This window comes from Pseudomonas sp. B35(2017) (genome assembly GCF_002113645.1).
Classification (GTDB): domain Bacteria; phylum Pseudomonadota; class Gammaproteobacteria; order Pseudomonadales; family Pseudomonadaceae; genus Aquipseudomonas; species Aquipseudomonas ekonensis.
Genome location: NZ_NEIZ01000006.1, coordinates 250,252 through 273,538, shown reverse-complemented (window position 1 = coordinate 273,538; position 23,287 = coordinate 250,252). Strand labels below are relative to the sequence as shown.

21 protein-coding genes and 4 tRNA genes are annotated in these 23,287 nt (G+C 65.4%); 9 read left to right on the top strand and 16 right to left on the bottom strand.

Going from position 1 to position 23,287, the window contains the following annotated elements:
• Positions 1–133: 133 nt before the first annotated feature.
• The 4 genes from CAG41_RS14145 (at position 134) to CAG41_RS14130 (ending at position 3,236) form a co-directional block, all read left to right on the top strand.
• Entirely contained in the window at positions 134–760 is a 627-nt protein-coding gene (locus CAG41_RS14145) for a DUF1780 domain-containing protein (RefSeq protein WP_007959580.1), read from the top strand.
• A 143-nt stretch (positions 761–903) separates the two neighbouring features.
• The gene (locus CAG41_RS14140) at positions 904–1,077 is read left to right on the top strand and encodes a DUF3094 family protein (RefSeq protein WP_085584224.1); all 174 of its coding nucleotides are present in this window, start codon (positions 904–906) and stop codon (positions 1,075–1,077) included.
• Between the two features lie 63 nt (positions 1,078–1,140).
• Positions 1,141–2,439, top strand: coding sequence for an NAD(P)/FAD-dependent oxidoreductase (locus CAG41_RS14135; protein ID WP_085584222.1), 1,299 nt, complete (start codon positions 1,141–1,143; stop codon positions 2,437–2,439).
• A 389-nt stretch (positions 2,440–2,828) separates the two neighbouring features.
• Positions 2,829–3,236, top strand: a complete 408-nt coding sequence (locus tag CAG41_RS14130) for a hypothetical protein (RefSeq protein ID WP_085584220.1) — start codon at positions 2,829–2,831, stop codon at positions 3,234–3,236.
• Positions 3,237–3,308: 72 nt separating this feature from the next.
• On the opposite strand, the gene CAG41_RS14125 is transcribed toward CAG41_RS14130, so the two are convergent.
• The 8 genes from CAG41_RS14125 to rluD all read right to left on the bottom strand — a co-directional run bounded on the left by CAG41_RS14125 (position 3,309) and on the right by rluD (position 10,294).
• Entirely contained in the window at positions 3,309–4,934 is a 1,626-nt protein-coding gene (locus CAG41_RS14125) for a methyl-accepting chemotaxis protein (RefSeq protein ID WP_085584218.1), read from the bottom strand.
• A gap of 170 nt (positions 4,935–5,104) precedes the next feature.
• Positions 5,105–5,181: transfer RNA gene (locus tag CAG41_RS14120), tRNA-Pro, on the bottom strand.
• A gap of 93 nt (positions 5,182–5,274) precedes the next feature.
• Positions 5,275–5,350 (bottom strand) — tRNA-Lys (locus tag CAG41_RS14115).
• A gap of 5 nt (positions 5,351–5,355) precedes the next feature.
• Positions 5,356–5,432, bottom strand: a tRNA-Pro gene (locus CAG41_RS14110).
• Between the two features lie 9 nt (positions 5,433–5,441).
• Positions 5,442–5,517 (bottom strand) — tRNA-Asn (locus CAG41_RS14105).
• 295 nt (positions 5,518–5,812) lie between these two features.
• Positions 5,813–8,377, bottom strand: a complete 2,565-nt coding sequence (clpB, locus tag CAG41_RS14100) for an ATP-dependent chaperone ClpB (protein ID WP_085584216.1) — start codon at positions 8,375–8,377, stop codon at positions 5,813–5,815.
• Between the two features lie 220 nt (positions 8,378–8,597).
• Positions 8,598–9,335 (bottom strand): peptidoglycan editing factor PgeF, encoded by a 738-nt coding sequence (pgeF, locus tag CAG41_RS14095; RefSeq protein WP_085638855.1) that lies wholly within the window; start codon positions 9,333–9,335, stop codon positions 8,598–8,600.
• Complete coding sequence (rluD, locus tag CAG41_RS14090) at positions 9,332–10,294, bottom strand: 23S rRNA pseudouridine(1911/1915/1917) synthase RluD (RefSeq protein WP_085584315.1); 963 nt, start codon at positions 10,292–10,294, stop codon at positions 9,332–9,334. Before rluD ends, pgeF begins: the two co-directional genes overlap by 4 nt.
• 150 nt (positions 10,295–10,444) lie before the next feature.
• Here rluD and CAG41_RS14085 point away from each other — a divergent pair, with 150 nt between their 5' ends.
• The 4 genes from CAG41_RS14085 (at position 10,445) to CAG41_RS14070 (ending at position 14,742) form a co-directional block, all read left to right on the top strand.
• Positions 10,445–11,461: an outer membrane protein assembly factor BamD gene (locus CAG41_RS14085; RefSeq protein ID WP_085584212.1), complete on the top strand. Its 1,017-nt coding sequence runs from the start codon at positions 10,445–10,447 to the stop codon at positions 11,459–11,461.
• Positions 11,462–11,589: 128 nt separating this feature from the next.
• A complete protein-coding gene (locus CAG41_RS14080) occupies positions 11,590–11,823 on the top strand; it encodes a PP0621 family protein (RefSeq protein WP_085707110.1) in 234 nt (77 codons plus the stop codon).
• Positions 11,813–13,402 (top strand): PAS domain-containing sensor histidine kinase, encoded by a 1,590-nt coding sequence (locus CAG41_RS14075; protein WP_085638858.1) that lies wholly within the window; start codon positions 11,813–11,815, stop codon positions 13,400–13,402. The genes CAG41_RS14080 and CAG41_RS14075 overlap by 11 nt, the downstream gene beginning before the upstream one ends.
• Positions 13,399–14,742 (top strand): sigma-54 dependent transcriptional regulator, encoded by a 1,344-nt coding sequence (locus CAG41_RS14070; protein ID WP_085707109.1) that lies wholly within the window; start codon positions 13,399–13,401, stop codon positions 14,740–14,742. Before CAG41_RS14075 ends, CAG41_RS14070 begins: the two co-directional genes overlap by 4 nt.
• Before the next feature lie 81 nt (positions 14,743–14,823).
• On the opposite strand, the gene thiO is transcribed toward CAG41_RS14070, so the two are convergent.
• Genes thiO through CAG41_RS14035 form a run of 7 tightly spaced genes read right to left on the bottom strand, consistent with a single transcriptional unit; the run spans position 14,824 to position 21,592 of the window.
• On the bottom strand, positions 14,824–15,924 hold the full coding sequence (gene thiO, locus CAG41_RS14065) for a glycine oxidase ThiO (RefSeq protein ID WP_085707108.1): 1,101 nt from the start codon (positions 15,922–15,924) through the stop codon (positions 14,824–14,826).
• A 56-nt stretch (positions 15,925–15,980) separates the two neighbouring features.
• Complete coding sequence (locus CAG41_RS14060) at positions 15,981–16,382, bottom strand: type IV pilin protein (RefSeq protein ID WP_085584202.1); 402 nt, start codon at positions 16,380–16,382, stop codon at positions 15,981–15,983.
• A 14-nt stretch (positions 16,383–16,396) separates the two neighbouring features.
• Positions 16,397–19,486, bottom strand: a complete 3,090-nt coding sequence (locus CAG41_RS14055; RefSeq protein WP_085707107.1) for a pilus assembly protein — start codon at positions 19,484–19,486, stop codon at positions 16,397–16,399.
• Positions 19,473–19,952: a PilX N-terminal domain-containing pilus assembly protein gene (locus CAG41_RS14050; RefSeq protein WP_085584199.1), complete on the bottom strand. Its 480-nt coding sequence runs from the start codon at positions 19,950–19,952 to the stop codon at positions 19,473–19,475. Before CAG41_RS14050 ends, CAG41_RS14055 begins: the two co-directional genes overlap by 14 nt.
• Before the next feature lie 10 nt (positions 19,953–19,962).
• Positions 19,963–20,676, bottom strand: coding sequence for a PilW family protein (locus CAG41_RS14045; RefSeq protein ID WP_085584197.1), 714 nt, complete (start codon positions 20,674–20,676; stop codon positions 19,963–19,965).
• The gene (pilV, locus tag CAG41_RS14040; protein ID WP_085584195.1) at positions 20,673–21,122 is read right to left on the bottom strand and encodes a type IV pilus modification protein PilV; all 450 of its coding nucleotides are present in this window, start codon (positions 21,120–21,122) and stop codon (positions 20,673–20,675) included. Before pilV ends, CAG41_RS14045 begins: the two co-directional genes overlap by 4 nt.
• A complete protein-coding gene (locus CAG41_RS14035) occupies positions 21,119–21,592 on the bottom strand; it encodes a GspH/FimT family protein (protein WP_085584193.1) in 474 nt (157 codons plus the stop codon). The genes pilV and CAG41_RS14035 overlap by 4 nt, the downstream gene beginning before the upstream one ends.
• 140 nt (positions 21,593–21,732) lie before the next feature.
• On the opposite strand from CAG41_RS14035, the gene CAG41_RS14030 reads away from it, so the two are divergent.
• Positions 21,733–22,302: a GspH/FimT family pseudopilin gene (locus CAG41_RS14030; protein WP_085707120.1), complete on the top strand. Its 570-nt coding sequence runs from the start codon at positions 21,733–21,735 to the stop codon at positions 22,300–22,302.
• Here the strand turns inward: CAG41_RS14030 and ispH are convergent.
• On the bottom strand, positions 22,259–23,203 hold the full coding sequence (ispH, locus tag CAG41_RS14025; protein WP_085584191.1) for a 4-hydroxy-3-methylbut-2-enyl diphosphate reductase: 945 nt from the start codon (positions 23,201–23,203) through the stop codon (positions 22,259–22,261). The genes CAG41_RS14030 and ispH overlap by 44 nt on opposite strands.
• Positions 23,204–23,287: the final 84 nt, after the last annotated feature.

The window sequence follows — 23,287 nt, the reverse complement described above, 5'->3', positions numbered from 1 at the left end:
GCAAACCCTGCGGGAGCCAGCCTGCTGGCGATGAGGCCCCCGCCGATGCATTTGCCGAGCAGGCTCGCGTCTGCCGAGGGCGAACCGACGCAAATCTATCTGCCTGTCGCATTTGAACGCTAAGCTTGGGCCTATGGATGACTCAGACTACCTGCGCCTGCTGACCATCGCGGCCGAGCAAGCCAACGCCTTCCTGTCCAATGCCCGCAAATGGGAGCGTGAGCGTTGGGTCTGCCAGCGCCTGCTGCAAGGCCTGAACATCCCCTATCGGGCCGATGAGTTCGCCCCGGCCGGGGAGCCACCGGACGTATTGTTCCGCGACGCCAACTTCGAGGTGTTCTTCGTCCTCGACGAAGGCCGCCGGCTCAACGACGAATGGCGCGATGAACTGCAACGCCGGCGCAGCGCGTTTTCCCTGAGCCAACTGGTGCGCCGCGAAGCCAAGCCGCGGCGGATCCCGGCCAACGAGTTCCTCCTGCGCCTGGCCCCGACCCTGCGCAAGAAGGCCCACAACTACAAGGAACGCGGCATGGACCTGGGGGAACTGGACATCATCGCCTTCGCCAGCCTCAAGCGCGAAGTGCTGGACCTGAACAGCCACTTTCCGCCGCCGACCGAGTACCTGCGCCAGGGCTGGCGCTCGCTGTCGCTGGTCGGGCCGACCTTCGCCCGGGTGCTGTTCGCCCACCCGGACGCGCCGGACTTCCTGCGCGGCAACCTGGGGCGCAGCATCGTGTTCGACGTCGGCATCAGCCTTTAGCCCTTGGCAGGATGGCGCAAACACCGGTCGGATGTTAAAAAAGCGCAATCATTCGCCCGGATGCCCTGCGCCGTTCAACGCGCGCAGGCAAACCGCTGTAACGTCTGCGCATCCAGCAACGTCTATCCCTGACGAGGCCTCACATGACCAGCCGCCTGAACCCCGATGACCAGAAGCATGTCGAAGAGTACCTGCAACTGTCCCAGCACCGCGTCGAGCGCCGGCCCTTCAGGCCGTGGATGCTCCTGGTGCTGGTGGTGGCGGTGACCGTCGGCCTCGGCCTGTTGAGCCGACTCATCAGTTACCTGACGCTATGAGCTGCCTTGCGCTCGCCCGGGTAACCACGACAACGATTTCCTTTAGCCTTGCGAGTTGTTCCCATGTCCCATCGTATTGTCATTGTCGGCGGCGGCGCCGGCGGCCTGGAGTTGGCTACCCGTCTGGGTAAGACCCTGGGCAAGCGCGGCACCGCCAGCGTCATGCTGGTCGACGCCAACCTGACCCACATCTGGAAACCGCTGCTGCACGAAGTGGCCGCCGGGTCGCTGAATTCCTCCGAAGACGAACTCAACTATGTCGCCCAGGCGAAATGGAACCACTTCGAGTTCCAGCTGGGGCGCATGAGCGGGCTCGACCGTGCCGCGAAGAAAATCCAGCTGGCCGCCACCTACGACGAAAACGGCATCGAACTGGTGCCTGCCCGGGAAGTGCCCTACGACTCCCTGGTGATCGCCGTCGGCAGCACCACCAACGATTTCGGCACCCAGGGCGCGGCGCAGCATTGCCTGTTCCTCGACACCCGCAAACAGGCCGAGCGCTTCCACCAGCAGTTGCTCAACCACTACCTGCGCGCCCATGCCGGCCAGAACGAAAGTGACGAGCAGATCAGCGTGGCCATCGTCGGCGCCGGCGCCACCGGCGTCGAACTGGCGGCCGAGCTGCACAACGCCGCCCATGAGCTGGCGGCCTACGGCCTCGACCGGATCAAACCGGAAAACATGCACATCACCCTGATCGAAGCTGGCCCGCGGGTGTTGCCGGCCTTGCCGGAACGGATCAGCGGCCCGGTGCACAAGACCCTGGAAAAGCTCGGGGTCAACGTGATGACCAATGCGTCGGTCAGCGAAGTCACCGCCGACAGCCTGATCACCGCCGACGGCAGCCAGATCAAGGCCAGCCTCAAGGTCTGGGCCGCCGGGATCCGCGCACCGGGCTTCCTCAAGGACATCGACGGCCTGGAGACCAACCGCATCAACCAACTGCAGGTGCTGCCGACGCTGCAGACCACCCGCGACGAGAACATCTTCGCCTTCGGCGACTGCGCCGCCTGCCCGCAACCGGGCACGGACCGCAACGTGCCGCCCCGCGCCCAGGCTGCGCACCAGCAGGCGTCGTTGCTGGCCAAGTCGCTGAAGCTGCGGATCGAAGGCAAGGCCCTGCCGGAGTACAAGTACACCGACTACGGCTCGCTGATTTCCCTGTCGCGCTTCTCGGCGGTGGGCAACCTGATGGGCAACCTGACCGGCACCGTGATGCTGGAGGGCTGGCTGGCGCGGATGTTCTACGTTTCGCTGTACCGCATGCACCAGATGGCACTGTACGGGCCGTTCCGCACGGCGATGCTGATGCTGGGCAGCAAGATCGGCCGGGGCACCGAGCCGCGCCTGAAGCTGCATTGATGCAACACCTGTAGGCGCGAGCCGGCTCGCGATGCGGTGATCCAGACGAGTTGATCTCGCCTGGATCGACGCCATCGCGAGCAAGCTCGCTCCCACGCTGTGACCGCAGCCCCTGAATTCACCCACCCAACCCTGTGGGAGCCAGCCTGCTGGCGATGACGCCGGTGAAGCCGACGTTGGTCTGGATCAAACCCTCATTGTCCGACCCGCGCCCGAACCTCTGTTTCTCACTGTATCCCGCCCCCGCATTTCCCGCCTTCGCTTACAAACGCCCCGCCCCGCGACACAGTCGCGATACATCGGCGCCGCCTAATGGCCACACCCGAGCGCACCCGCGCCGGCAAATGCCCTTAACGCGTGGTTGCACTGAGCAACCGTAGGAGAATGCAATGTCCCGTACCTCGAAAATCGGCAAGAACTCCATTGGCCTGGTCGGCGCCGTGCTGGCCGGCGGCCTGATGCTGTCCGGCTCGGTGTTCGCCGCCCAGCCGCTGGCCCAGGGCTACATGGTCGCCTCCGCCGAGACTTCGGTGAAGACGCCGGAAGGCAAATGCGGCGAAGGTAAATGCGGTGATGCCTCGATGGCCAAAACCGACACCGATGGCGACGGCAAGGTGTCCCGCGCCGAGTTCCTGAAGGTCGCGCCGAAGTCCGACTTCGACAAGATCGACACCAACCATGACGGCTTCATCGACGAGCAGGAGGCGTACAACAACGTCAAAGCCAACTTCGAAGCCAACGGCAAGAAAATGCCCAAAGGCCTGTTCGAGCACCTGAAGGATCAAGACGGCGCCTGATTGCCCGCCTGACGTCTCACAACAGCCGCGCCTTCTCCGACGAGAAGCGCGGCTTTCTCGTGCCCGCAGAAGTCAGAGGCGGAAGCGTTGCACCATGCCCTGCAAGGCATTGGCCAGTTGCGACAGTTCATGGCTGGAGGCGCTGGTCTGGTCGGCCCCGGCCGCCGAGCGCACCGATAGGTCGCGGATGTTCACCAGGTTTCGGTCCACCTCCCGCGCCACTTGCGCCTGCTCTTCGGCGGCGCTGGCGATCACCAGGTTGCGCTCGTGGATTTCGTGCACCGACGCCGTGATGGTCTGCAGCGCCTCGCCCGCCCGCTCGGCCAGCACCAGCGTCGTGGCGGCCCGGGAGGCGCTGGCCTGCATCGATTCCAGCGCCAGGCCCGATCCGCTGCGCATGCCCTGCACCATCTGTTCGATCTCCTGGGTCGATTGCTGGGTGCGATAGGCCAGCGCCCGCACCTCATCGGCCACCACCGCAAAGCCCCGTCCGCTCTCGCCCGCCCGGGCCGCCTCGATGGCGGCGTTGAGGGCCAGCAGGTTGGTCTGCTCAGCGATCGCCCGGATAACGTCGAGCACTTTGCCGATGTCCTGGGACTGGTCGGCCAGGGACTGCACCAGCTCGCCGGTGTGCTGCACTTCGCTGACCAGCGCATTGATGGCCTCGGCGGTCTCGCCGACACGCTCCTGCCCCAAGTGCGCCGATTCGCTGGACTGGCGCGTGGCGTCGGAGGTGGACACGGCATTGCGCGCAACTTCCTCCACCGCCGTGGTCATCTCGTTGACCGCCGTCGCCGCCTGTTCGATTTCATTGTTTTGCTGCTGCAGCCCCTGGGTGCTGTCGAGGGTGACGGCGTTCAGTTCATCGGCCGCGGTGGCCAGTTGCGTGGCCGAGCCGCTGATGCCCTGCAGGGTCTCGCGCAGGTTCTGCTGCATGGTCGCCAACGCCTTGAGCAGGCGGCTGACCTCGTCGTTGCCGTGGGCTTCGATCGGGCGGGTGAGATCGCCGCCGGCCACGCTTTCGGCGGCGTCCACCGCGCTCGCCAGCGGACGCACGATGCTGCGGGTCAGCAGCATCGCCAGCGCCACGGTGGCCAGCGCCGCCAGCACGATGAACAGGCTGACGATGGTGCGCGAGGTCTCGTAGTGTGCGGCGGAGTTCTGGCTCTCGGCGGCGACCTGCCGGGTGAACAGATCCGCCAGGTCGCTGAGCTGCTTGCCGGAGCCGTCGACCACGGTCTTCATGTCGACCAGCAGCAGCTTGGTCAACTCATCGCGCTTGCCTTGTTCGGCGAGGACGAAGGATTGGGCGATGCCGGTGCGGTAGGCAGCGAAGGTTTTCTTGAACTGATCGTACAACTGCTGCCCCTCAGGGGTGACCACCAGCCTGTCGTAGGCGGCGATCTTCTCGCTCAGTTCCTTGTCGCGGGTGTCCATCTGGCTGCGGTAGGCGGCGACGTTCTTCGGATCCGGATCCAGTGCCATGCGCAAGGAGATGGTGCGGATGCGCAGCATGATCTCGCGGATCTCGTCACCGCCACGGATGCTCGGCAGCCATTGGGTTTCCACCGCGACCTCGCTGTCGCGGATGCTCGACATCTGCCCCAGCGAAAACACCCCGAGCAGCGCCACCAATACCGCGATCACAGCGAATCCCAGTGCGGCACGGGGAGCAATGTTCAACTGACGAAGCAACATGACGAACGCCCTTTTTTCTTGTATTGGCCAGGTTAGGGGGCGAACGGCACGGCGGCCTGCCCCTCTTTTGCTAGCGGGCTATCGGCAAGTTGTACGATGACTTGAATGAAATTGCATTTCTGACGGGCAAAAAAAATCCCCGCATCTTTCGATGCGGGGATTTCTTTGTATGGTCGGGGTAAGGGGATTCGAACTCCTGACATCCTGCTCCCAAAGCAGGCGCGCTACCGGACTGCGCTATACCCCGGTAAAAAAAAGGCACCTTCGAAAGGCGCCTTCTGCGAACAGAGCTTTTGGCGTCTGATCTTAAGATTCGATCCCAGCGAACTGGTTTCAAAAATGGTGGGTCGTGTAGGATTCGAACCTACGACCAATTGGTTAAAAGCCAACTGCTCTACCAACTGAGCTAACGACCCAAATATGGTCGGGGTAAGGGGATTCGAACTCCTGACATCCTGCTCCCAAAGCAGGCGCGCTACCGGACTGCGCTATACCCCGGTTTGAAATTGGCTCCGTGACCAGGACTCGAACCTGGGACCCAATGATTAACAGTCATTTGCTCTACCGACTGAGCTATCACGGAACTACATATTTCAAGTTACAACAGTGAGGTTTGCCTCACCTCTGCCACCCGTTCGCATCGCTGCGTTCGTGTGTCTGAGGCGCGCTATTCTACAACCTAGAACACCTCTGTCAACCCCCTAAATTGCTTTCAAGTTAATGATTTGCAACTTATTTCGGTTTTCAGCTCAGTGAGCTGAAGCCCTGCGGGTGACTGACTGCGGGGCGCACTTTACAAGCCTTTTCCTTTGAGTTCAACAGCCTGGCGAAAAAAAAGGCCTCGCGATGGGCGAGGCCTTCTCTTTTGGCGCCGAGCGTCAGTTGAACGTGATCTCGTCGTTCTCCACCACGCCGGTCGCCGTTTCCCCCGGCATGAAGCGTCCGGACAGGATCAACTGCGCCAACGGGTTCTCGATCCAGCGCTGGATCGCCCGCTTCAGCGGCCGTGCGCCATAGACCGGGTCGTAGCCGACGGCAATCAGCTTGTCCATCGCCTCCGGGCTCAGCTCCAGCTTCAGCTCGCGCTCGGCCAGACGGCTGCGCAGGCGGCCCAGCTGGATCTCGGTGATGCCGGCGATCTGATCCCGCGCCAACGGTTCGAAGATCACCACTTCGTCGACCCGGTTGATGAACTCCGGCCGGAAGTGGGTGGATATCGCATCCATCACTGCCGCACGCTGGGCCTCGCGGTCGCCCACCAGTTCCTGGATCTGCATCGAGCCGAGGTTGGAGGTCATCACGATCACTGTGTTGCGGAAGTCCACCGTGCGCCCGTGGCTGTCGGTCAGGCGTCCGTCCTCCAGCACTTGCAGCAGGATGTTGAACACGTCCGGGTGGGCCTTCTCGACTTCGTCCAGAAGGATCACCGAGTACGGCTTGCGCCGCACCGCTTCGGTCAGGTAACCGCCCTCTTCGTAGCCCACGTAGCCTGGCGGCGCACCGATCAGCCGGGCCACGGAGTGTTTCTCCATGAACTCGGACATGTCGATCCGCACCATCGCTTCTTCGGTGTCGAAAAGGAATTCGGCCAGCGCCTTGCACAGCTCGGTCTTGCCGACCCCGGTCGGGCCGAGGAACATGAACGAGCCGCTCGGCCGGTTCGGATCCGCCAATCCGGCGCGGGAACGCCGCACGGCGTTGGCCACCGCCACCACCGCCTCGTCCTGGCCGATCACACGCTGATGCAGCAGGCTTTCCATCTTCATCAGCTTGTCGCGCTCGCCTTCGAGCATTTTCGACACCGGAATGCCGGTCCATTTCGACACGACTTCGGCGATTTCCTCTTCGGTCACCTTGCTGCGCAGCAGCTGGTTCTCGCTCTTGCCGTGCTGGTCGACCATCTGCAGGCTGCGCTCCAGATCCGGGATCACCCCGTACTGCAGCTCGGCCATGCGGTTGAGGTCACCCTTGCGCCGCGCCGCTTCCAGCTCCTGGCGGGACTGTTCGATCTTCTGCTGGATCTGCGCAGAGCCCTGAACCTCGGCCTTTTCCGAGTTCCAGATCTCTTCCAGGTCCGAATACTCGCGCTCGTGGCGGTCGATTTCTTCCTGGAGCTTCTCCAGGCGTTTCTTCGCCGCGTCGTCGCTTTCCTTCTTCAGCGCCTGGGACTCGACCTTCAGCTGAATCAGGCGGCGTTCCAGACGGTCCAGCACTTCCGGCTTGGAGTCGATCTCCATGCGGATGCGGCTGGCGGCCTCGTCGATCAGGTCGATGGCCTTGTCCGGCAACTGCCGGTCGGTGATGTAGCGATGGCTGAGCTTCGCCGCCGCGATGATCGCGCCGTCGGTGATCGCCACCTTGTGGTGCACCTCGTAGCGCTCCTTGAGGCCGCGCAGGATCGCGATGGTGTCCTCCTCGCTCGGCTCGTCCACCAGCACCTTCTGGAAACGCCGCTCAAGGGCCGCGTCCTTCTCGATGTACTGGCGGTACTCGTTGAGCGTGGTGGCGCCCACGCAGTGCAGCTCGCCGCGGGCCAGGGCCGGCTTGAGCATGTTGCCGGCGTCCATCGAGCCTTCGCCCTTGCCGGCGCCGACCATGGTGTGCAGTTCGTCGATGAACAGAATGATCTGCCCTTCCTGCTTGGACAGTTCGTTGAGCAGCGCCTTGAGCCGCTCCTCGAACTCGCCGCGGTACTTGGCGCCAGCGATCAGCGCGCCCATGTCCAGCGACAGCAGGCGTTTGCCGCGCAGGCCGTCCGGCACTTCGCCGTTGATGATCCGCTGGGCCAGGCCTTCGGCGATGGCGGTCTTGCCCACACCAGGCTCGCCGATCAGCACCGGGTTGTTCTTGGTGCGGCGCTGCAGGACCTGGATGGTGCGGCGGATCTCGTCGTCACGGCCGATCACCGGATCGAGCTTGCCGTCTTCGGCGCGCTTGGTCAGGTCGATGGTGTACTTGTCCAGGGCCTGGCGCGATTCCTCGTGGTTGGCGTCGTTGACCGCCTCGCCGCCGCGCAGGTTGTTGATGGCGTTCTCCAGGGCCTTCTTGCTCACGCCCTGGCCGAGCAGCAGTTTGCCCAGCTTGCTGTTCTCGTCCATGGCGGCGAGCAGCACCAGTTCGCTGGAAATGAACTGGTCGCCCTTCTGCTGGGCCAGGCGGTCGGCCTGGTTGAGCAGGCGCGCCAGATCCTGCGACATGTTGACGTCGCCGGTCGGATTCTGGATTTTCGGCAGTTGGTCGAGCTCTTTGGTCAGCTCTTTGCGCAGGCTGTTGACGTCGAAGCCCACCTGCATCAGCAGGGGCTTGATCGAGCCGCCCTGCTGTTCGAGCATGGCCTGCATCAGGTGCGCAGGCTCGATGCCCGGATGGTCGAGGCCGACGGCCAGGGATTGGGCATCGGACAGCGCCAACTGAAGTTTGCTGGTTAAACGGTCTATACGCATGGGGTCACCTTCCTTTTGAGCAGGTCGGATCTAGGAAACCATCCTGAATGAAGAAACCTGCCAGATACCGCTATAGATGTGGCCGATTCTGGAAGATTCAAGCGTCAGGGGTTTGATGCAGGTCAGACAAGCTTAGCGTGCGCCCGGCCTGGCCGATGCGTTTCCGTTTGACGGTAAGTTGCCGGCATTGAAAGGCGCGGCATGGCGCAAACCGGCGCCGTCAGACGGCGCCGCCGGGGCCCTCAAGCCACACCAGCGAGGCGAAGCGACCGGTGCGCGATGCGCGGCGATAGGAAAAGAAGCGCGGGTCGCTGACGGTGCAGAAACCGCCGCCGTACACCGCCGTGACACCCCGCTCGGCCAGACGCAGGCGCGCCAGCAGGTAGATGTCGGCCATGAACTTGCCGGCGTTTTGGCTCGGGACAAACGCGGCCGCCGCAGCGGGTAACTGATCGACGAAGGTTTCCCGCACTTCCGGGCCCACTTCGAAGGCCTGCGGGCCGATGGCCGGACCGAGCCATACCAGCACGTCTTCAGGCGCGGTGCCCAGGGCGTCGAGGGTGGCCTCCAGCACCCCGGCAGCCAGGCCGCGCCAGCCGGCATGGGCGGCGGCGACGCGGGTGCCCGCGCGGTCACAGAACAGGGCCGGCAGGCAGTCGGCGGTCATCGCGGCGCAGGCGATGCCCGGCGTGGCGGTCCAACTGGCGTCGGCGGTGGCCACCACGGACGGGTCGGCGTGGGCCACGGTGGTGCCGTGGACCTGCTGCAGCCAGGCGGGCTTGATCGAAAAGTGATCGGTGAGGCGGCGACGGTTCTCGGCGACGTCCTGGGGGCGGTCATCGACGTGATCGCCCAGGTTGAGCGTGTCGAACGGCGCCTCGCTGACACCGCCCTCGCGGGTGGTGACACAGGCCTTGACGCTGGCCGGCGCGGGCCAGTCCGGCGTCAGCCAGTTCATCCGACGAACGCCTCGCGATCCTGCTTGAGCAGGGTCAGCAGCCAGACGAAGTCTTCCGGCAGCGGCGATTCCCAGCTCATGCGCTCGCCGGTGGTCGGGTGCTCCAGCTCAAGGAACCGCGCATGCAGGGCCTGCCGCGGGAAATGCTTGAGGGACTCGACCATGGTCTGGCTCGCGGCCGGCGGAATGCGGAAACGGCCGCCGTAGGCCGGGTCGCCGACCAGCGGGAAATTGATGTGCGCCATGTGCACGCGGATCTGGTGGGTGCGCCCGGTCTCCAGCTTCACCCGCACGTGGGTGTGGGAACGGAAGCGCTCCAGCACGCGGTAGTGGCTGACGGCCGGCTTGCCGCCCTCCATCACCGCCATGCGCTGACGCTGCTGGCCGTGGCGGCCGATCGGCGCGTTGATCTTGCCGCCGGCGGTCACCACGCCGATCACGATGCACTCATAGATGCGGCTGACGGTGCGGCTCTGCAACTGCGCGACCAGCTTGGTCTGCGCCTGGATGGTCTTGGCCACCACCATCAGGCCGGTGGTGTCCTTGTCCAGACGGTGCACGATGCCGGCACGCGGGACGTTGACGATGTCCGGCACGTGGTGCAGCAAGGCGTTGAGCAGCGTGCCGTCGGCGTGGCCGGCGGCCGGGTGCACCACCAGGCCCGCCGGCTTGTTGATCACCAGGATGTCGTCGTCTTCATAGACGATGTCCAGCTCGATGTCCTGGGCCACCCACTCGCCCTGGGCTTCCTGTTCGGCGGTCAGCTCCAGCACCGAGCCGCCGTGAACGATGTCGCGCGGACGGATGACCGCGCCGTCCACGGTCAGGCGACCGTCTTTGATCCAGGCGGAAAGGCGCGAGCGCGAGTGCTCGGCGAAGAGTTGGGCGGCGACTTGATCGAGGCGTTGGCCGCCCAGTTCGGACGGCACCTCTGCGCGAAGTTCAATTTTATCGGACATGCTCGGACTGGCGTCGGCACAGCCTTTGGTTTCGGCTGCGCGCTTGTGGTTAAATACGGCTTCTTTTGCCCCGAGGCTTTTCAACGGGGCGCTCATCATAACAGGACGGTCCCGCCCAAGACAGCGGCCGTCATAGGGACGCAAGCCGCCATGCAAGTGAAACACCTGCTGCTGATCGCCATCCTCGCATTGACCGCCGCTTGCTCATCGAAGGAAGTCGTAGACGAAAACCTGAGCGAAGCCGAGCTGTACCAGCAGGCTCAGAAGGACCTGGACAACAGCAGCTACACCAGCGCCACCGCCAAGCTGAAGGCCCTGGAGTCGCGCTATCCGTTCGGCCGCTACGCCGACCAGGCCCAGCTCGAACTGATCTACGCCAACTACAAGAACGCCGAGCCTGAGGCCGCCAAGTCCGCCGCCGAGCGCTTCATCCGCCTGCATCCGCAGCACCCGAACGTCGATTACGCCTACTACCTCAAGGGCCTGACCTCGTTCGACCAGGACGTCGGCCTGCTGGCGCGCTTCCTGCCGCTGGACATGACCAAGCGTGACCCGGGCGCCGCCCGCGACTCCTACAACGAGTTCGCCCAGCTGACCAGCCGCTACCCGAACAGCCGCTACGCGCCGGACGCCAAGCAGCGCATGATCTACCTGCGCAACCTGCTGGCGGCCTACGAAATCCACGTGGCCGACTACTACCTGACCCGTCAGGCCTACGTCGCCGCCGCCAACCGTGGCCGCTACGTGGTGGAGAACTTCCAGGAGACCCCATCGGTGGGCGACGGCCTGGCGGTGATGACCGAAGCCTACCAGCGCCTGCACCTGGACGAACTGGCGGCCTCCAGCCTCGAGACCCTGAAGCTCAACTACCCGAACCACCCGAGCCTGGTGGACGGTCAGTTCGTGCCGTCGGTGGCCGAAGCCGACAACCGTTCGTGGCTGAGCAAGGCCACCCTCGGCCTGATCGAGTCCCGTCCGCCGCTGCCGCCGGGAGAGACCCGCGCCAACCAGGACGTGCAGAAGCAATTCCAGGACGCGAAGGACGCGATCCCGAACGAACTCAAGCCAAAAGACGAAAACGGCAACGTGATCGAAGAGCCGGAATCCGAGTCCGGCAGCTCCGACCGCTCGATCTTCAGCTACATGACCTTCGGTCTGTTCGACTGATCCACAGCAGTTGTACAAGAAAGGGAGATCTTCGGATCTCCCTTTTTCGTTGCCGCGTTTGACGGGGCTGTGCGGCCGACGGACTCCTTGGCTAAACTGCCGGATCATTAGCCGAAAAGCCGCCCATCATGCTTCGTTTACTGTTCTGGATCGCCCTGATCGCCGCCGCCGTCTGGCTCTGGCGCAAGATCAAGGCCCCCGCCTCCCCCGCCCAGTCTCCCCGCGAACAGGACGCCGCGCCCATGGTGCGCTGCGCCCATTGCGGCGTGCACCTGCCCCGCGACCGTGCCCTGAGCCTTGAGCAGCACTGGTACTGCAGCCAGGCGCACCTGGAGCAAGGCCCCGGCTCCAGTGGTCGCTGAGACCGCCGACGCTTCCGGCAAGCAGGCCCAGCGCCTGCTGCGCCTCTATCATCTGTATCGCTTGAGCGTCGGCATCACCCTGGTGCTGCTGATTTCCAGCAACATGGACAACCGCCTGCTCACCTCGGCCGACGACGAGCTGCTGCGCAGCGGCAGTTGGCTGTACCTGGTGCTGAACATCCTCCTGGTGGTGTTCCTGGAGAACATCCGCCGCCCGGCGCAGCTGTTCGGCCTGGCGCTGACCGACATCCTGCTGCTCTGCGGCCTGTTCTACGCGGCCGGCGGCGTGGCGAGCTCCCTGGGCAACCTGTTGATCGTCTCGGTGGCCATCAGCAATACCCTGCTGCGCCGACGGATAGGCCTGCTGATCGCCGCCGTCGGCGCCCTCGGCATCGTCGCCCTGAGCTTCCTGCTCAGTTTCGACCATCCCCTGAGCCCCAACGACTACCTCCAGGCCGGCACCCTCGGCGCCTTGTGCTTCGCGGCGTCCCTGCTGGTGCAGGGCCTGATGCAGCGCCTGGAGTTCAGCGAGCACCTGGCCGAGCGCCGCGCCAGCGAGGTGGAAGGCCTCGAGGCCCTCAACGCCCTGATCCTGCAACGCATGCGCACCGGCATCCTGGTGTTCGACGAACAGCGCCGCATCCAGTTGGCCAACCACAGCGCCCAGGCCCTGCTGGGCCGACAGCACCTCGAAGGGCTGTTGATCGACGACTGCGCGCCGGGGCTGGTCGAACGCCTGCAACTGTGGCTGAGCAACCCCAGCCTGCGCCCCCAAAGCCTGAAGATGCCCGGGGAAGGCCCTGTGCTGCAACCGAGCTTCATCGCCCTGGAGCAGAGCCCGGGACGCCAGACCCTGGTGTTCCTCGAAGACCTCGCGCAGATCGCCCAACAGGCCCAGCAGTTGAAGCTGGCCGCGCTCGGGCGCCTGACCGCCGGCATCGCCCACGAGATCCGCAACCCGCTGGGCGCCATCAGCCATGCGGCGCAGCTGCTGGGCGAGTCCGAGGAACTCGACGGCGCAGACCGGCGTCTGACGCAGATCATCCAAGACCACTCCCAGCGCATGAACCGAGTCATCGAGAACGTCCTGCAACTGTCCCGCCGCCAGCAAAGCGAACCGCAGCGGCTGGATCTCAAGCCCTGGCTGGAGCGCTTCGTCGCCGAGACCCGCGAGCAGGCGACCGCCCGTCAGTCACTGCACGTGCACATCGGCGCCGGCGATTTGCGTACCCTGATGGATCCCGACCAGCTGACCCAGGTCCTCGACAACCTGGTGCGCAACGGCTGGCGCCACAGCGGCGCGCTGCACGAGCAGGCCGAAGTCTGGCTGGAACTGTCCCTCGACCCCGAATCCCGCCAGGCCGTGCTGCACGTGCAGGACAACGGCCCGGGCGTGGCGCCCGACCAGCAGGCGCACCTGTTCGAACCGTTCTTCACCACCAGCAGCCAGGGCACCGGCCTTGGGCTCTATCTGTCCCGTGAGCTGTGCGAAAGCAATCAAGCGCGCCTAGACTTCAAACCACGCCAAGGCGGCGGCTGCTTTCGCATCACCTTTGCTCACGGACGGAAACAAAGTTGACTACGAGCCCACGGCAAAAAGTCCTGATCGTCGACGACGAGCCGGATATCCGCGAACTCCTGGAAATCACCCTGGGACGGATGAAACTCGACACCTTCAGCGCACGCAACCTGGCCGAGGCCCGGGCGCTGCTGCACCGCGAGGCCTTCAACCTGTGCCTGACGGACATGCGCCTGCCCGACGGCACCGGGCTTGAGCTGGTGCAGCACCTCCAGCAACGTTATCCACAGCTGCCGGTGGCGATGATCACCGCCTACGGCAGCCTGGAAACCGCGATCAACGCCCTCAAGGCCGGGGCCTTCGACTTCCTCACCAAACCGGTGGACCTTGCGCGCCTGCGCGAACTGGTCGCCAGCGCCTTGCGCGTGCCGGCGGCGGGCGGCGTCACGTCGATCGAACGGCGGCTGCTGGGCGACTCCCCGCCCATGCGCAACCTGCGCAAGCAGATCGACAAGCTCGCCCGCAGCCAGGCGCCGGTATACATCAGCGGCGAGTCCGGCAGCGGCAAGGAGCTGGTGGCGCGCCTGATCCACGAACAAGGGCCGCGGGCCGGCCAACCGTTCGTGCCGGTCAATTGCGGGGCGATTCCGTCTGAACTGATGGAGAGCGAATTCTTCGGCCACCGCAAAGGCAGCTTCAGCGGCGCGGTGGAGGACAAGCCCGGCCTGTTCCAGGCGGCCCACGGCGGCACGCTGTTTCTCGACGAGGTGGCGGACCTGCCGCTGTCGATGCAGGTCAAGCTGCTGCGGGCGATCCAGGAAAAGGCCGTGCGCAGCGTCGGCGGCCAGCAGGAAACCGTGGTCGATGTGCGCATCCTCTGCGCCACGCACAAGGATCTGGACGCCGAGGTCGCCGCCGGACGCTTCCGCCAGGACCTGTATTACCGCCTGAACGTGATCGAACTGCGGGTGCCGTCCCTGCGCGAGCGGCGCGACGACATCGAAGCGCTGGCCGGCCAGATGCTCAAGCGCCTGGCCACCAGCACCGGCCAGCCCGTGGCGCGCCTGCACCCGCAAGCGCTCGAGGCCCTGAAGAACTACCGCTTCCCGGGCAACGTGCGGGAGCTGGAGAACGTCCTCGAACGGGCGCATACCCTGTGCGAGAACCGCATGATCGAAGCCGACGACCTGCGCCTGAGCGAGGGCAACTGCGCGGCCGAGGGCGGCATCGCCGACCTGACGCAGATCGACAACCTGGAGGACTACCTGGAAAACGTCGAGCGCAAGCTGATCCTGCAAGCGCTCGAGGAGACCCGCTGGAACCGCACGGCGGCGGCGCAACGCCTGAACCTGTCGTTCCGCTCGATGCGCTACCGCCTCAAGAAACTGGGGCTGGACTGAGGCCCCTTATGGGAGCAACTGTCGTGTCCTGCGGTGCCTTGAGTGACGCCTTCGTCGGATCGCCGACGCCGCGAATGCCGGCTAGATCCGCCCCGCAGGCGCATACGGCGCCGGATCGATGATCGGCGCCCGCCCCAGCATCACATCGGCGAACAGCTGACACGACGCCGGCGCCAGCACCAACCCGTTGCGGTAATGCCCGCAGTTGAGCCACAGCCCCTCGAAGCCCGGCACGGCGCCGATATAGGGAACGCCTTCCGGCGAGCCCGGCCGCAGGCCGGCCCAATGCCCCACCACCTCGGCGTCGGCCAGCGCCGGCAGCAACTCCACCGCCGAAGCCTTCAGGCTGGCCAAGGCCACGTCGGTCGGCGTCTTGTCGAACCCTTCGTGCTCCAGCGTGCTGCCGATCAGGATGTGCCCGTCGCGGCGCGGGATCGCATAGCGCCCCTTGGCCAGCACCATGCTCGGCAGGAAATCCGCCGCACACTTGTAGAGGATCATCTGCCCCTTGACCGGCTCCACCGGCAGCGTCAGATCCAGGGTCTTGAGCAGCTCGCCGCTCCAGGCGCCGGCGGTCAAAACCACCTGATCGCCCCGGATCACGCCCGCAGGGGTCTCTACGCCGACCACCCGCCCCCCTTCGCGCGCAAAGCCGCCGACCTCGCACTGCTCACGGATGCTGACGTTCGGCAGTGCCTGCAACGCCGCCTTCAGCGATTTGACCAGGCGCGGGTTGCGCACGTTGGCCACGTCGTACATGTAGACGGCCCGGGAGAACCCGCCGCCCAGGGCTGGCACCGCGTCATGGGCCGCCGAGATATCCACAGGCCGCAGCGGGCGCCCTTCCCGCTCGGCCCAGGCCAGCGCTTGCGCCTCGTCGTCCAGATCCAGCCAGTACAGGCCGGTGGTGTGCACTTCAGGGTCGACGCCGGTGGCGGCGAACAGGCGCTCGCCCAGCTGTGGATAAAAATCCTGCGACCAATGCGCCAGGGCGGTCACCGCCGGGCTGTAGCGCCACGGATAGAGCGGAGAAACGATGCCCCCGCCGGCCCAGGACGATTCCCGCCCCAGATCCGAACGGTCCAGCAGCACCACGCTGCCCACCTCGTTGGCGAGGTTGTACGCGGTGAGCAGGCCAATCACCCCGCCACCGACAATCACCACTTGCTGTTGCCTGGTCATCTCTGTTCCAACCGTTAAATAGACAGCGGGCGCAAAGGGCGCCCCGATAAAGCGGCTCAGCGGCCCCAGCAATCCTTGGTGGTCAGCCCGGTGGTCGCGTTGTTCATGCTTCTCACGCCGGTGTTGGTGAGGGTGAAGTCCCCGCACTTGTCGGTGGCCATCGCCGTGCCGGCCTTGCGCGTCGCCGTCAGCAGGAATGTCTGGTCGGTGATCGTCGGCGTGAGGGTGTAGAAATCGTTGCCGGCGCTCAGGCCGGTGACATTGGTGTAGACGTTGTTCTTCGAGTAGAAGCGCTCGAGGATCTGCGCCTGCTCCGACAGCAGCGACACCACTTCGCCACGGCGTCCCTTCTTCACGTACTCGGTGAGGCTCGGATAGCCGATGGTGATGACGATACCGATGATCGCGATCACGATCATGATTTCGATCAGGGTGAAGCCTCGGTGGGTTCTGCGCATGCCTCGGTTCTCGCTCACTGTAGTTGCCGCCACATGATGCGGCGGCTGCCGCCGCCGGATTTTTCCACCAGCGTGGTGATGGTGCCACTGGAATCGTTCACGACCTTGCGGCTCGCGCCGTTGACGATGGCGTTCAGGGTCGGAATGCCGCCGCTGAACACCACGCCGCTGGAGATCGTGTCGTTGGTGTCGACCACGCCGTCGGCGTTGGTGTCGAGCACCGCGTAGTTGAGCATCTTACCGCTGAACGCCTCGAGTTCGATGAGTTTGCCGGTGCCGAAGCTGGAACACGGGTCGGTGGTGTCCACGCTGGCGGTGGTGAACACGATCCGGCCCAGCACCAGGCTGGCCTGGTTGATCACCCGTTCGCCGGTCAGCACGTTGTTGTACACCAGCGGCAAGTACCAGCCTTTCTCCGCCGGATACGTCGTGTCGTTCTGGGAGGTGGTGACGAACTGACCTGAGCTGCCCGAGAAGGTGCCCGTGATGGATTGGGCCTGCAGGCTGCTCACCGTCAACTGTCCCGAACCGCCGTCGGCGTCCCACACCGAATAGAACGCCTGCAGGTCCTTGTTGGTCTTGTCGGTGGTTTCGTTGAACTTGCCGGTGCCGACGAAGACCTGCTTGCCGCCCAGGGAATTGTCCGCCAGCAACGGTTGCGCGGTGATCGGCTGGGTCGCCCCGCCCGCCGTGGTGAACAGCGGCTTGCCGGAAAACGCCACGCCCCAGCTGTCGCTGGAGGCGGCGCTCAGGTCGAACTTCCACAGGCGCCCCTTCAGGTCGCCGCCGTACGCGGCCTGCACCACGTTCTGCGAGTTGACCTTGAGCTTGACCGACGACAGGCCGTTGGTGGTCTCGGTGGCGTCGACCACGATCTTGCGGATCAACGAACCGTCGCGCACATCCAGCACATACAGCGCCGCCACCCCGGAGTTGCTGCCGTAACCGTTGGCGATGAACGCCGCCCAGCGCCCGTCGGCCAGACGCGCCACTTCCGCCCGGGCATAGGCGTAGCCCAGATCGTTGAACACGTTCGATGCGCTGGCGGTGGACGGCGCGCTGACTTCCCACAGCCCCTTGATCACGTTGCCCGCCGAGGCGTCGTACAGCTGCAGCCCGTAAAAGGTCTTGCCGCCGGCGCCGGTGCCGCCGATGGCCAGGGTTTTCCAGGCGGTGCCGAACTGCGCGTCGTACACGCCGACCTGGCCGTCCACCAGGAACTTGTGGCCGACGCCGTTGATGTAGGTCGGATCGGCGATCAGACGCAGCGACGGCAGCACGCTGGACGGCATGTAGGCATAGCGCCGGGTGCCGTTGGCCGAGTTGATGACGCTGACGAAACCGTCGTTGCCGTTCACCACCAGGCTGGCGTTCATGTTCGCCGCCTTGGCGGTCAGGTACGTGCTGTAGGAGGTGTCGCCCGACAGGTCGGACGCGGTTTTCTCCGAGGGCGACGCCAGCACCAGCGGCGAGTTGATGATGTCGCCCAGCAGTACGCTGCGCACCTTCAGGCCGGCTTTGTTGGTGCCCTTGCTCCATTCCACCAGATCGCTGCCACTGATGCCGGTGGGCAGGCCCTGGCCCAGGACGGTCTGCTGGGCGGCCGAGAAATTGCCGAAGGCCAGGGTGACGGCGGCGTTGGTCGTGGTGTTCCAGGACTGGTAGGTCGGTGCCGTGGCGCTGGGCACGATGGCCGTGTCGGTGCTCCACAGCACCGTCGACGTGTTCACCGCGCCGGTCGACGTGAACCCGAAGGACTTGATGGTGCCGCGCCAGTCCTTGGGGTCGTAGCTGGTCTGGAAGTAGCTGGTGCCGCTGGCCAGGGTGTTGCCGCTGGTGACCCCGCTGCCGCCGGAGCCGGCCTTGGAGGTGATGTCGCTCAGCGCGGCGGACAGCGCAGTGTTGAGGCCGGCGCTGTCGGTGGCCTGGTAGTACTTGCCCTGGCCGTAGCCGGCGGCGTCCGACAGCATGTCGTTGGCGGCGGTGAAGCCCACGGTGTAGGTGTTCATGTTCTGCTTGGGGAAGTCCGCCGCGTTCCAGCTCTTGCCCGCCGCGTCGGTGCCGGTGGAGCGCATGTCGATGTCGAAGGCGAACTTGGCGATGTCGTCCAGGTACAGCGTATCGCCCTCGCCGTCGCCGTTGAGGTTGTCGCCGTCGTTGTTGACCCCGTCCCAGTTGGGCAAGCGGTTGCCGCCCAGAGGATCGTTGTTCGGGAAGGTGCGGTCGTAGGTCGGCAAGCCGTCGGTGATCACCACCCCGTAGTTTTTCTGGCAGCGGTACTGGATCGGGCTGGTGTAGGTGTTCGGCGTGCTGTTGTAGTAAGGCGCCAGGCCGCGCATGTAACGGGTGATTTCGTAGTAGGTCTCCGCCAGCGGCGTGTTGGCCACGGCGCTCAAGCCGTTGATCGAAGAAATCAGGGCGTTGTAGTTGCTGTCGGCCTGGGCCTGGGTGACGCTGCCGGACACCGGCGACAGGTCGCTGACCGAACGGGCGATGTAGCCGCCGTTGCCGGGGTTGTTGTTGGTGGCCGGGTTGAACGTCGCCAGGCCGATGCGCAGGGAGCGGTTGCTGGTGACCAGCGCGGTGGACACGTTGCGCGCGACGTTGATCCGGTAGTCGTTGGGGATCGCGCCCGTGGTGAAGTCGCGGTTGCTGCCGTTGGCCAACCCGACCACGTAAGAGATGTAGTCGCCCGAATAGCGCGTGTTGCCGCTGCCCACCGGATCCGGCAGCTTCAGGCACAGGGGCGTCAGCGAGTTGTTGTAGAACGCGTAGGCCCCGCCGGAGCAACCCGAGGTGGGCAGGCTCGACAGGAACACCGAGTCGCCTGTGATCGCCGTCGAGCTCAGGCACAGGCCTGCGAAGGCATTGCACTGCTTGGCCGGCGTGCGATCCACCGTCGGATCGAACCCCGCCGCGTAGATGATGCTGTTCATGCTCCCCGAATCGTCGATCAGCAACATCACGTTCGGCGGCACCGCCGCAGCGCTCAGCAGCGGCGAGTCGGACGGCGTGAAGGCGTAGGCCGGCGCCGCCAGATACCCGCCGAGCAACAGCCCGGCCAACAGGGCCCGCCATGGCCGGCGCGGTTCAGTACTTGGCATAGACACTCTCCACCACGCTGCGCGAAGTGCCGGCGATGCCGACGGCCGTGACCCGGTACAGCGTCGCCGAGGTGTTGCTCGGCACATTGACGGCGGTCAGGGTGGTGCCGATGTTCTGCACGCCGTAGAACCCGCTGCCGGCGGCGATCCAGGTGACCCCGGACGAGGCGTTGAGCCCCGCCGCGCTGACCGTCGAGGACTCCGCCGGCGGCGCGCACTGGGCCGTGGTGGCGCACACCGCCAGCGAATAGCTGTCGAGCTGCACCGCGCTTTCGCCGATGCGCAGCGCCGCTTCGGCCACCTGGAACGACTGGTTGCGCAGGCTGACGCTGCCGGCCATCTTTTCCTGGAGGTTGGCGCTCTGCATCGACGACAGTCCGATCAGGGTCAACAGCAGCAGGAACACCAGGCTGACCAACAGCACCATGCCGCGCTGCGCCTGCGGGGGACGGAAAGGGATCGTCATCGGCCGGCCCTCATTGCAGGCGGTTGCGCAAGGCGGCAACCACGTTGAAGGTTTGGCTGCGCACCCGGTTGTTCGGGTCGGTGAGGGTCAGGCTCAGGCGCACGCTGCGGATGCGGGCCGGGTCGCTGGGGTTGCTGCTGTAGGTGGAGGCCGCGACATCCGTGGCGGACGCCGCCAGGCCGAACATGACGCTGAAGGCGCTGACGTTGTTGACCAGCGCCGACTGGGTCGGCGAGCCGCTGCCGGTGCCCATGAGTATCTGGTTGTTGCTGAAGCTGTAGACCAGGCGTCGGATCGGGAACGCGATCTGTCCGGACGCTGCGGCCCGCACGCCGGTGTAGGCCGTGGCGCTGTTGCGGCAATCGGAGAGCACCGTCCAGGTCGGCGTCCCGCCGCTGCCGCCGACATCGGCGGTGACCAGGGTCAGCTTGAGGTTGGCGTTGTCCCAGCTGATCGGCGCGATCTGGCTGGCGTTGAAATCGCCGGCGGAGCTGGAGTCGGTGATCGTGCCCAGGCAGCCGAACATCCCGACCATGCGGATCTCCTGGATCATCTTGCTCAGCACGAAGCGCGCGTCCTCCTGCATGGCGGCGGCGCTGTTCTGGCTGGCGTAGGTGTTTTTCGCGGCGATGAAGATCTGCACCACGCCCAGCACCACGATCAGCCCCAACGCCAGGGCGACCAGCAGTTCGATCAGGCCGAACCCGAGATTGCGGCGCTTCATGGCGTGGCCACCGGATCGACGGCGGCGCGGCTGGTGAGCACGAAGCTGCGCTGGGCGGTCGCGGCGTTGGCGGCCCGGGCATCGCTCCAGGTGATGGTGATGGTGTACACCCGCTGGTTCAGCGTGATGGTGCCGGTGGCGGTGGGCCCGCCGAAACCTGTGATATTGGTGGCGAAGTCGTAGAGGTCCTGGTCCCGGGCCACGCTCAGGTTGCCCGAGGCCGGCGGCGTGACGGTGTAGTCGGCCGCGGAATTGGCGCGGATCCGGTCCATCATGTCGTAGGCGATGAAACTGGCCTGGCTGGCCATCCGCGAGCTGTCGGTGTATTTCAGCGCATTGAGCTGAACCGCCGCCGCCCCCAGCAACCCGACCGTCAGAATCAGCAACGCGACCAGCACCTCGATCAGCGTCATGCCCTCCTGTGCACCCTTGCTCCCTGCCCTCATCCGCAGCTTCCACCCAATTGGATTCGTCCGTTCAGACACACGTTCAGCGTCCTGCTTTGCGTTCCCAGCGTGTAGCTGATGACCACCGCCGTCGACGGCGCCGCCAGCCCGCCCAGATTGTTGAAATCCAGCGCGCTCACTCCTGAGGTTAGCGTCAGAGTCGCCCCGCTGCTCATCGCTGGAACAACCCGCAATACATTGGCCGGTGTCCCCGTGCTGTCGTAGACCGACAACTCGCCGGTCCAAACGCTGCCGCCGGCGGTCGGCCGGATCCGTGTGGTCACGCCGCGGTCGATCGCTTCGAGTCGCGCATAGTTGAGGGCCCGCTGCAGGTCGCCGACTTCGGTGTCGGCCTTGCTGCCCTGCACCGACCGTGTAAACGCGGGCACCGCCATCGTGACCAGGACCACGAACACGGCGACCGCCACCAGCAGCTCGACCAGCGTGAAACCTTTTGTACAACGATCCATCGATGCCCTCCGTAGCCGTCGGCTATACCTGATACACGCTAGAACATCCGGCCGGCCGGCGTCGGCCGATTTGCCCTGCCCGACGCAGGGAGGCGCCGCGCACCTGCTCCACGGAGGGAGCCTTCATGCCGCAACCTGTCATGCCGCAACGGGGCCTGAGCCTGGTCGAACTGCTCATGGGACTGGCGATCGGCGCAATTGTTCTGTCAATGGTCGGCCCGGCGTTCGCCGCATTCACGGAGTCCAACCGCCAGGAACAGGCGGCGCGGTCTCTGCTCGAAGGCATCCGCAACGCCCGCACGCTGGCCATCACGCACAACCGGACCGTGGTGATGCACGGCATCGACGGCGACTGGGGCCGGGGCTGGCGGATCATTCTGGACAACAGCGGCAAGGGGCCGGAGGACAGCGGCAATCCGCTGCTGGTCGAGCATGCGAGCGACGGGAAGGTGCCGGTCGTCGGCAATTGGTGGGTCAGCCGCTATGTGCGGTTCAGCGGCCTGGGCCAGCCGCTGATGCCCGGAAGGTCATTTCAGGCGGGGAAGCTGCACATTTGCTCGGCCCGGGAGCCGGTCAGCCGATGGCAGATCGTGCTGGCGGCGAGCGGCCGCGTGCGCCTGGCCGGCGAAAAGGCCGAGCAGGCGCTGTGCGGCAAGGCGCAGGGCGTCAGATCGAACGGACGCGCAGCTCTTTCGGCATCGAGAACGTGATGTTCTCCTCACGCCCGGCCAACTCGTCGGCGCCGGTAGCACCCCAGGCCTGCAGCTGCTGGATCACGCCGCGCACCAGCACTTCCGGGGCGGAGGCGCCGGCGGTGATGCCGATGCGCTCGACGCCTTCGAACCAGGCCTCTTGCAGGTCTTCGGCGCCGTCGATCAGGTAGGCCGGGGTGGCCATCCGTTCGGCCAGTTCGCGCAGGCGGTTGGAGTTGGAGCTGTTCGGGCTGCCGACCACCAGCACCACATCGCACTCGTCGGCCAGTTGCTTGACCGCGTCCTGACGGTTTTGCGTGGCGTAGCAGATGTCGTCCTTGCGCGGGCCGCCGATGGCCGGGAACCGGGTGCGCAAGGCGTCGATGACGCGGCTGGTGTCATCCATGGACAGCGTGGTCTGGGTGACGAAGGCCAGCCGGTCCGGGTTGCGCACCTGCAGTTCGGCGACGTCCTGCTCGTCCTCGACGAGGTAGATCGCGCCGCCGTTGCTGGCGTCATACTGGCCCATGGTGCCTTCGACTTCCGGGTGGCCGGCATGGCCGATCAGGATGCATTCGCGCCCGTCGCGGCTGTACTTCGCCACTTCGATGTGCACCTTGGTCACCAGCGGGCACGTGGCGTCGAACACCTTGAGGCCGCGGCCGGCGGCTTCGCTGCGCACGGCCTGGGAGACGCCGTGGGCGCTGAAGATCACGATGACGTCGTCCGGCACCTGATCCAGCTCTTCGACGAAGACCGCGCCGCGGCTGCGCAGGTCTTCGACCACGAACTTGTTGTGCACCACTTCATGGCGCACGTAGATCGGCGGCCCGAACACTTCCAGGGCGCGGTTGACGATTTCGATCGCCCGGTCCACGCCAGCGCAGAAGCCACGGGGGTTGGCGAGTTTGATTTGCATGCTGTGCCTCGTGCCTTGCGCGCAAGAAATTGCGAATACAGTAAAAACCATTCAAAGGGGAAAGTCCCCTTCGAATGGGGAAGA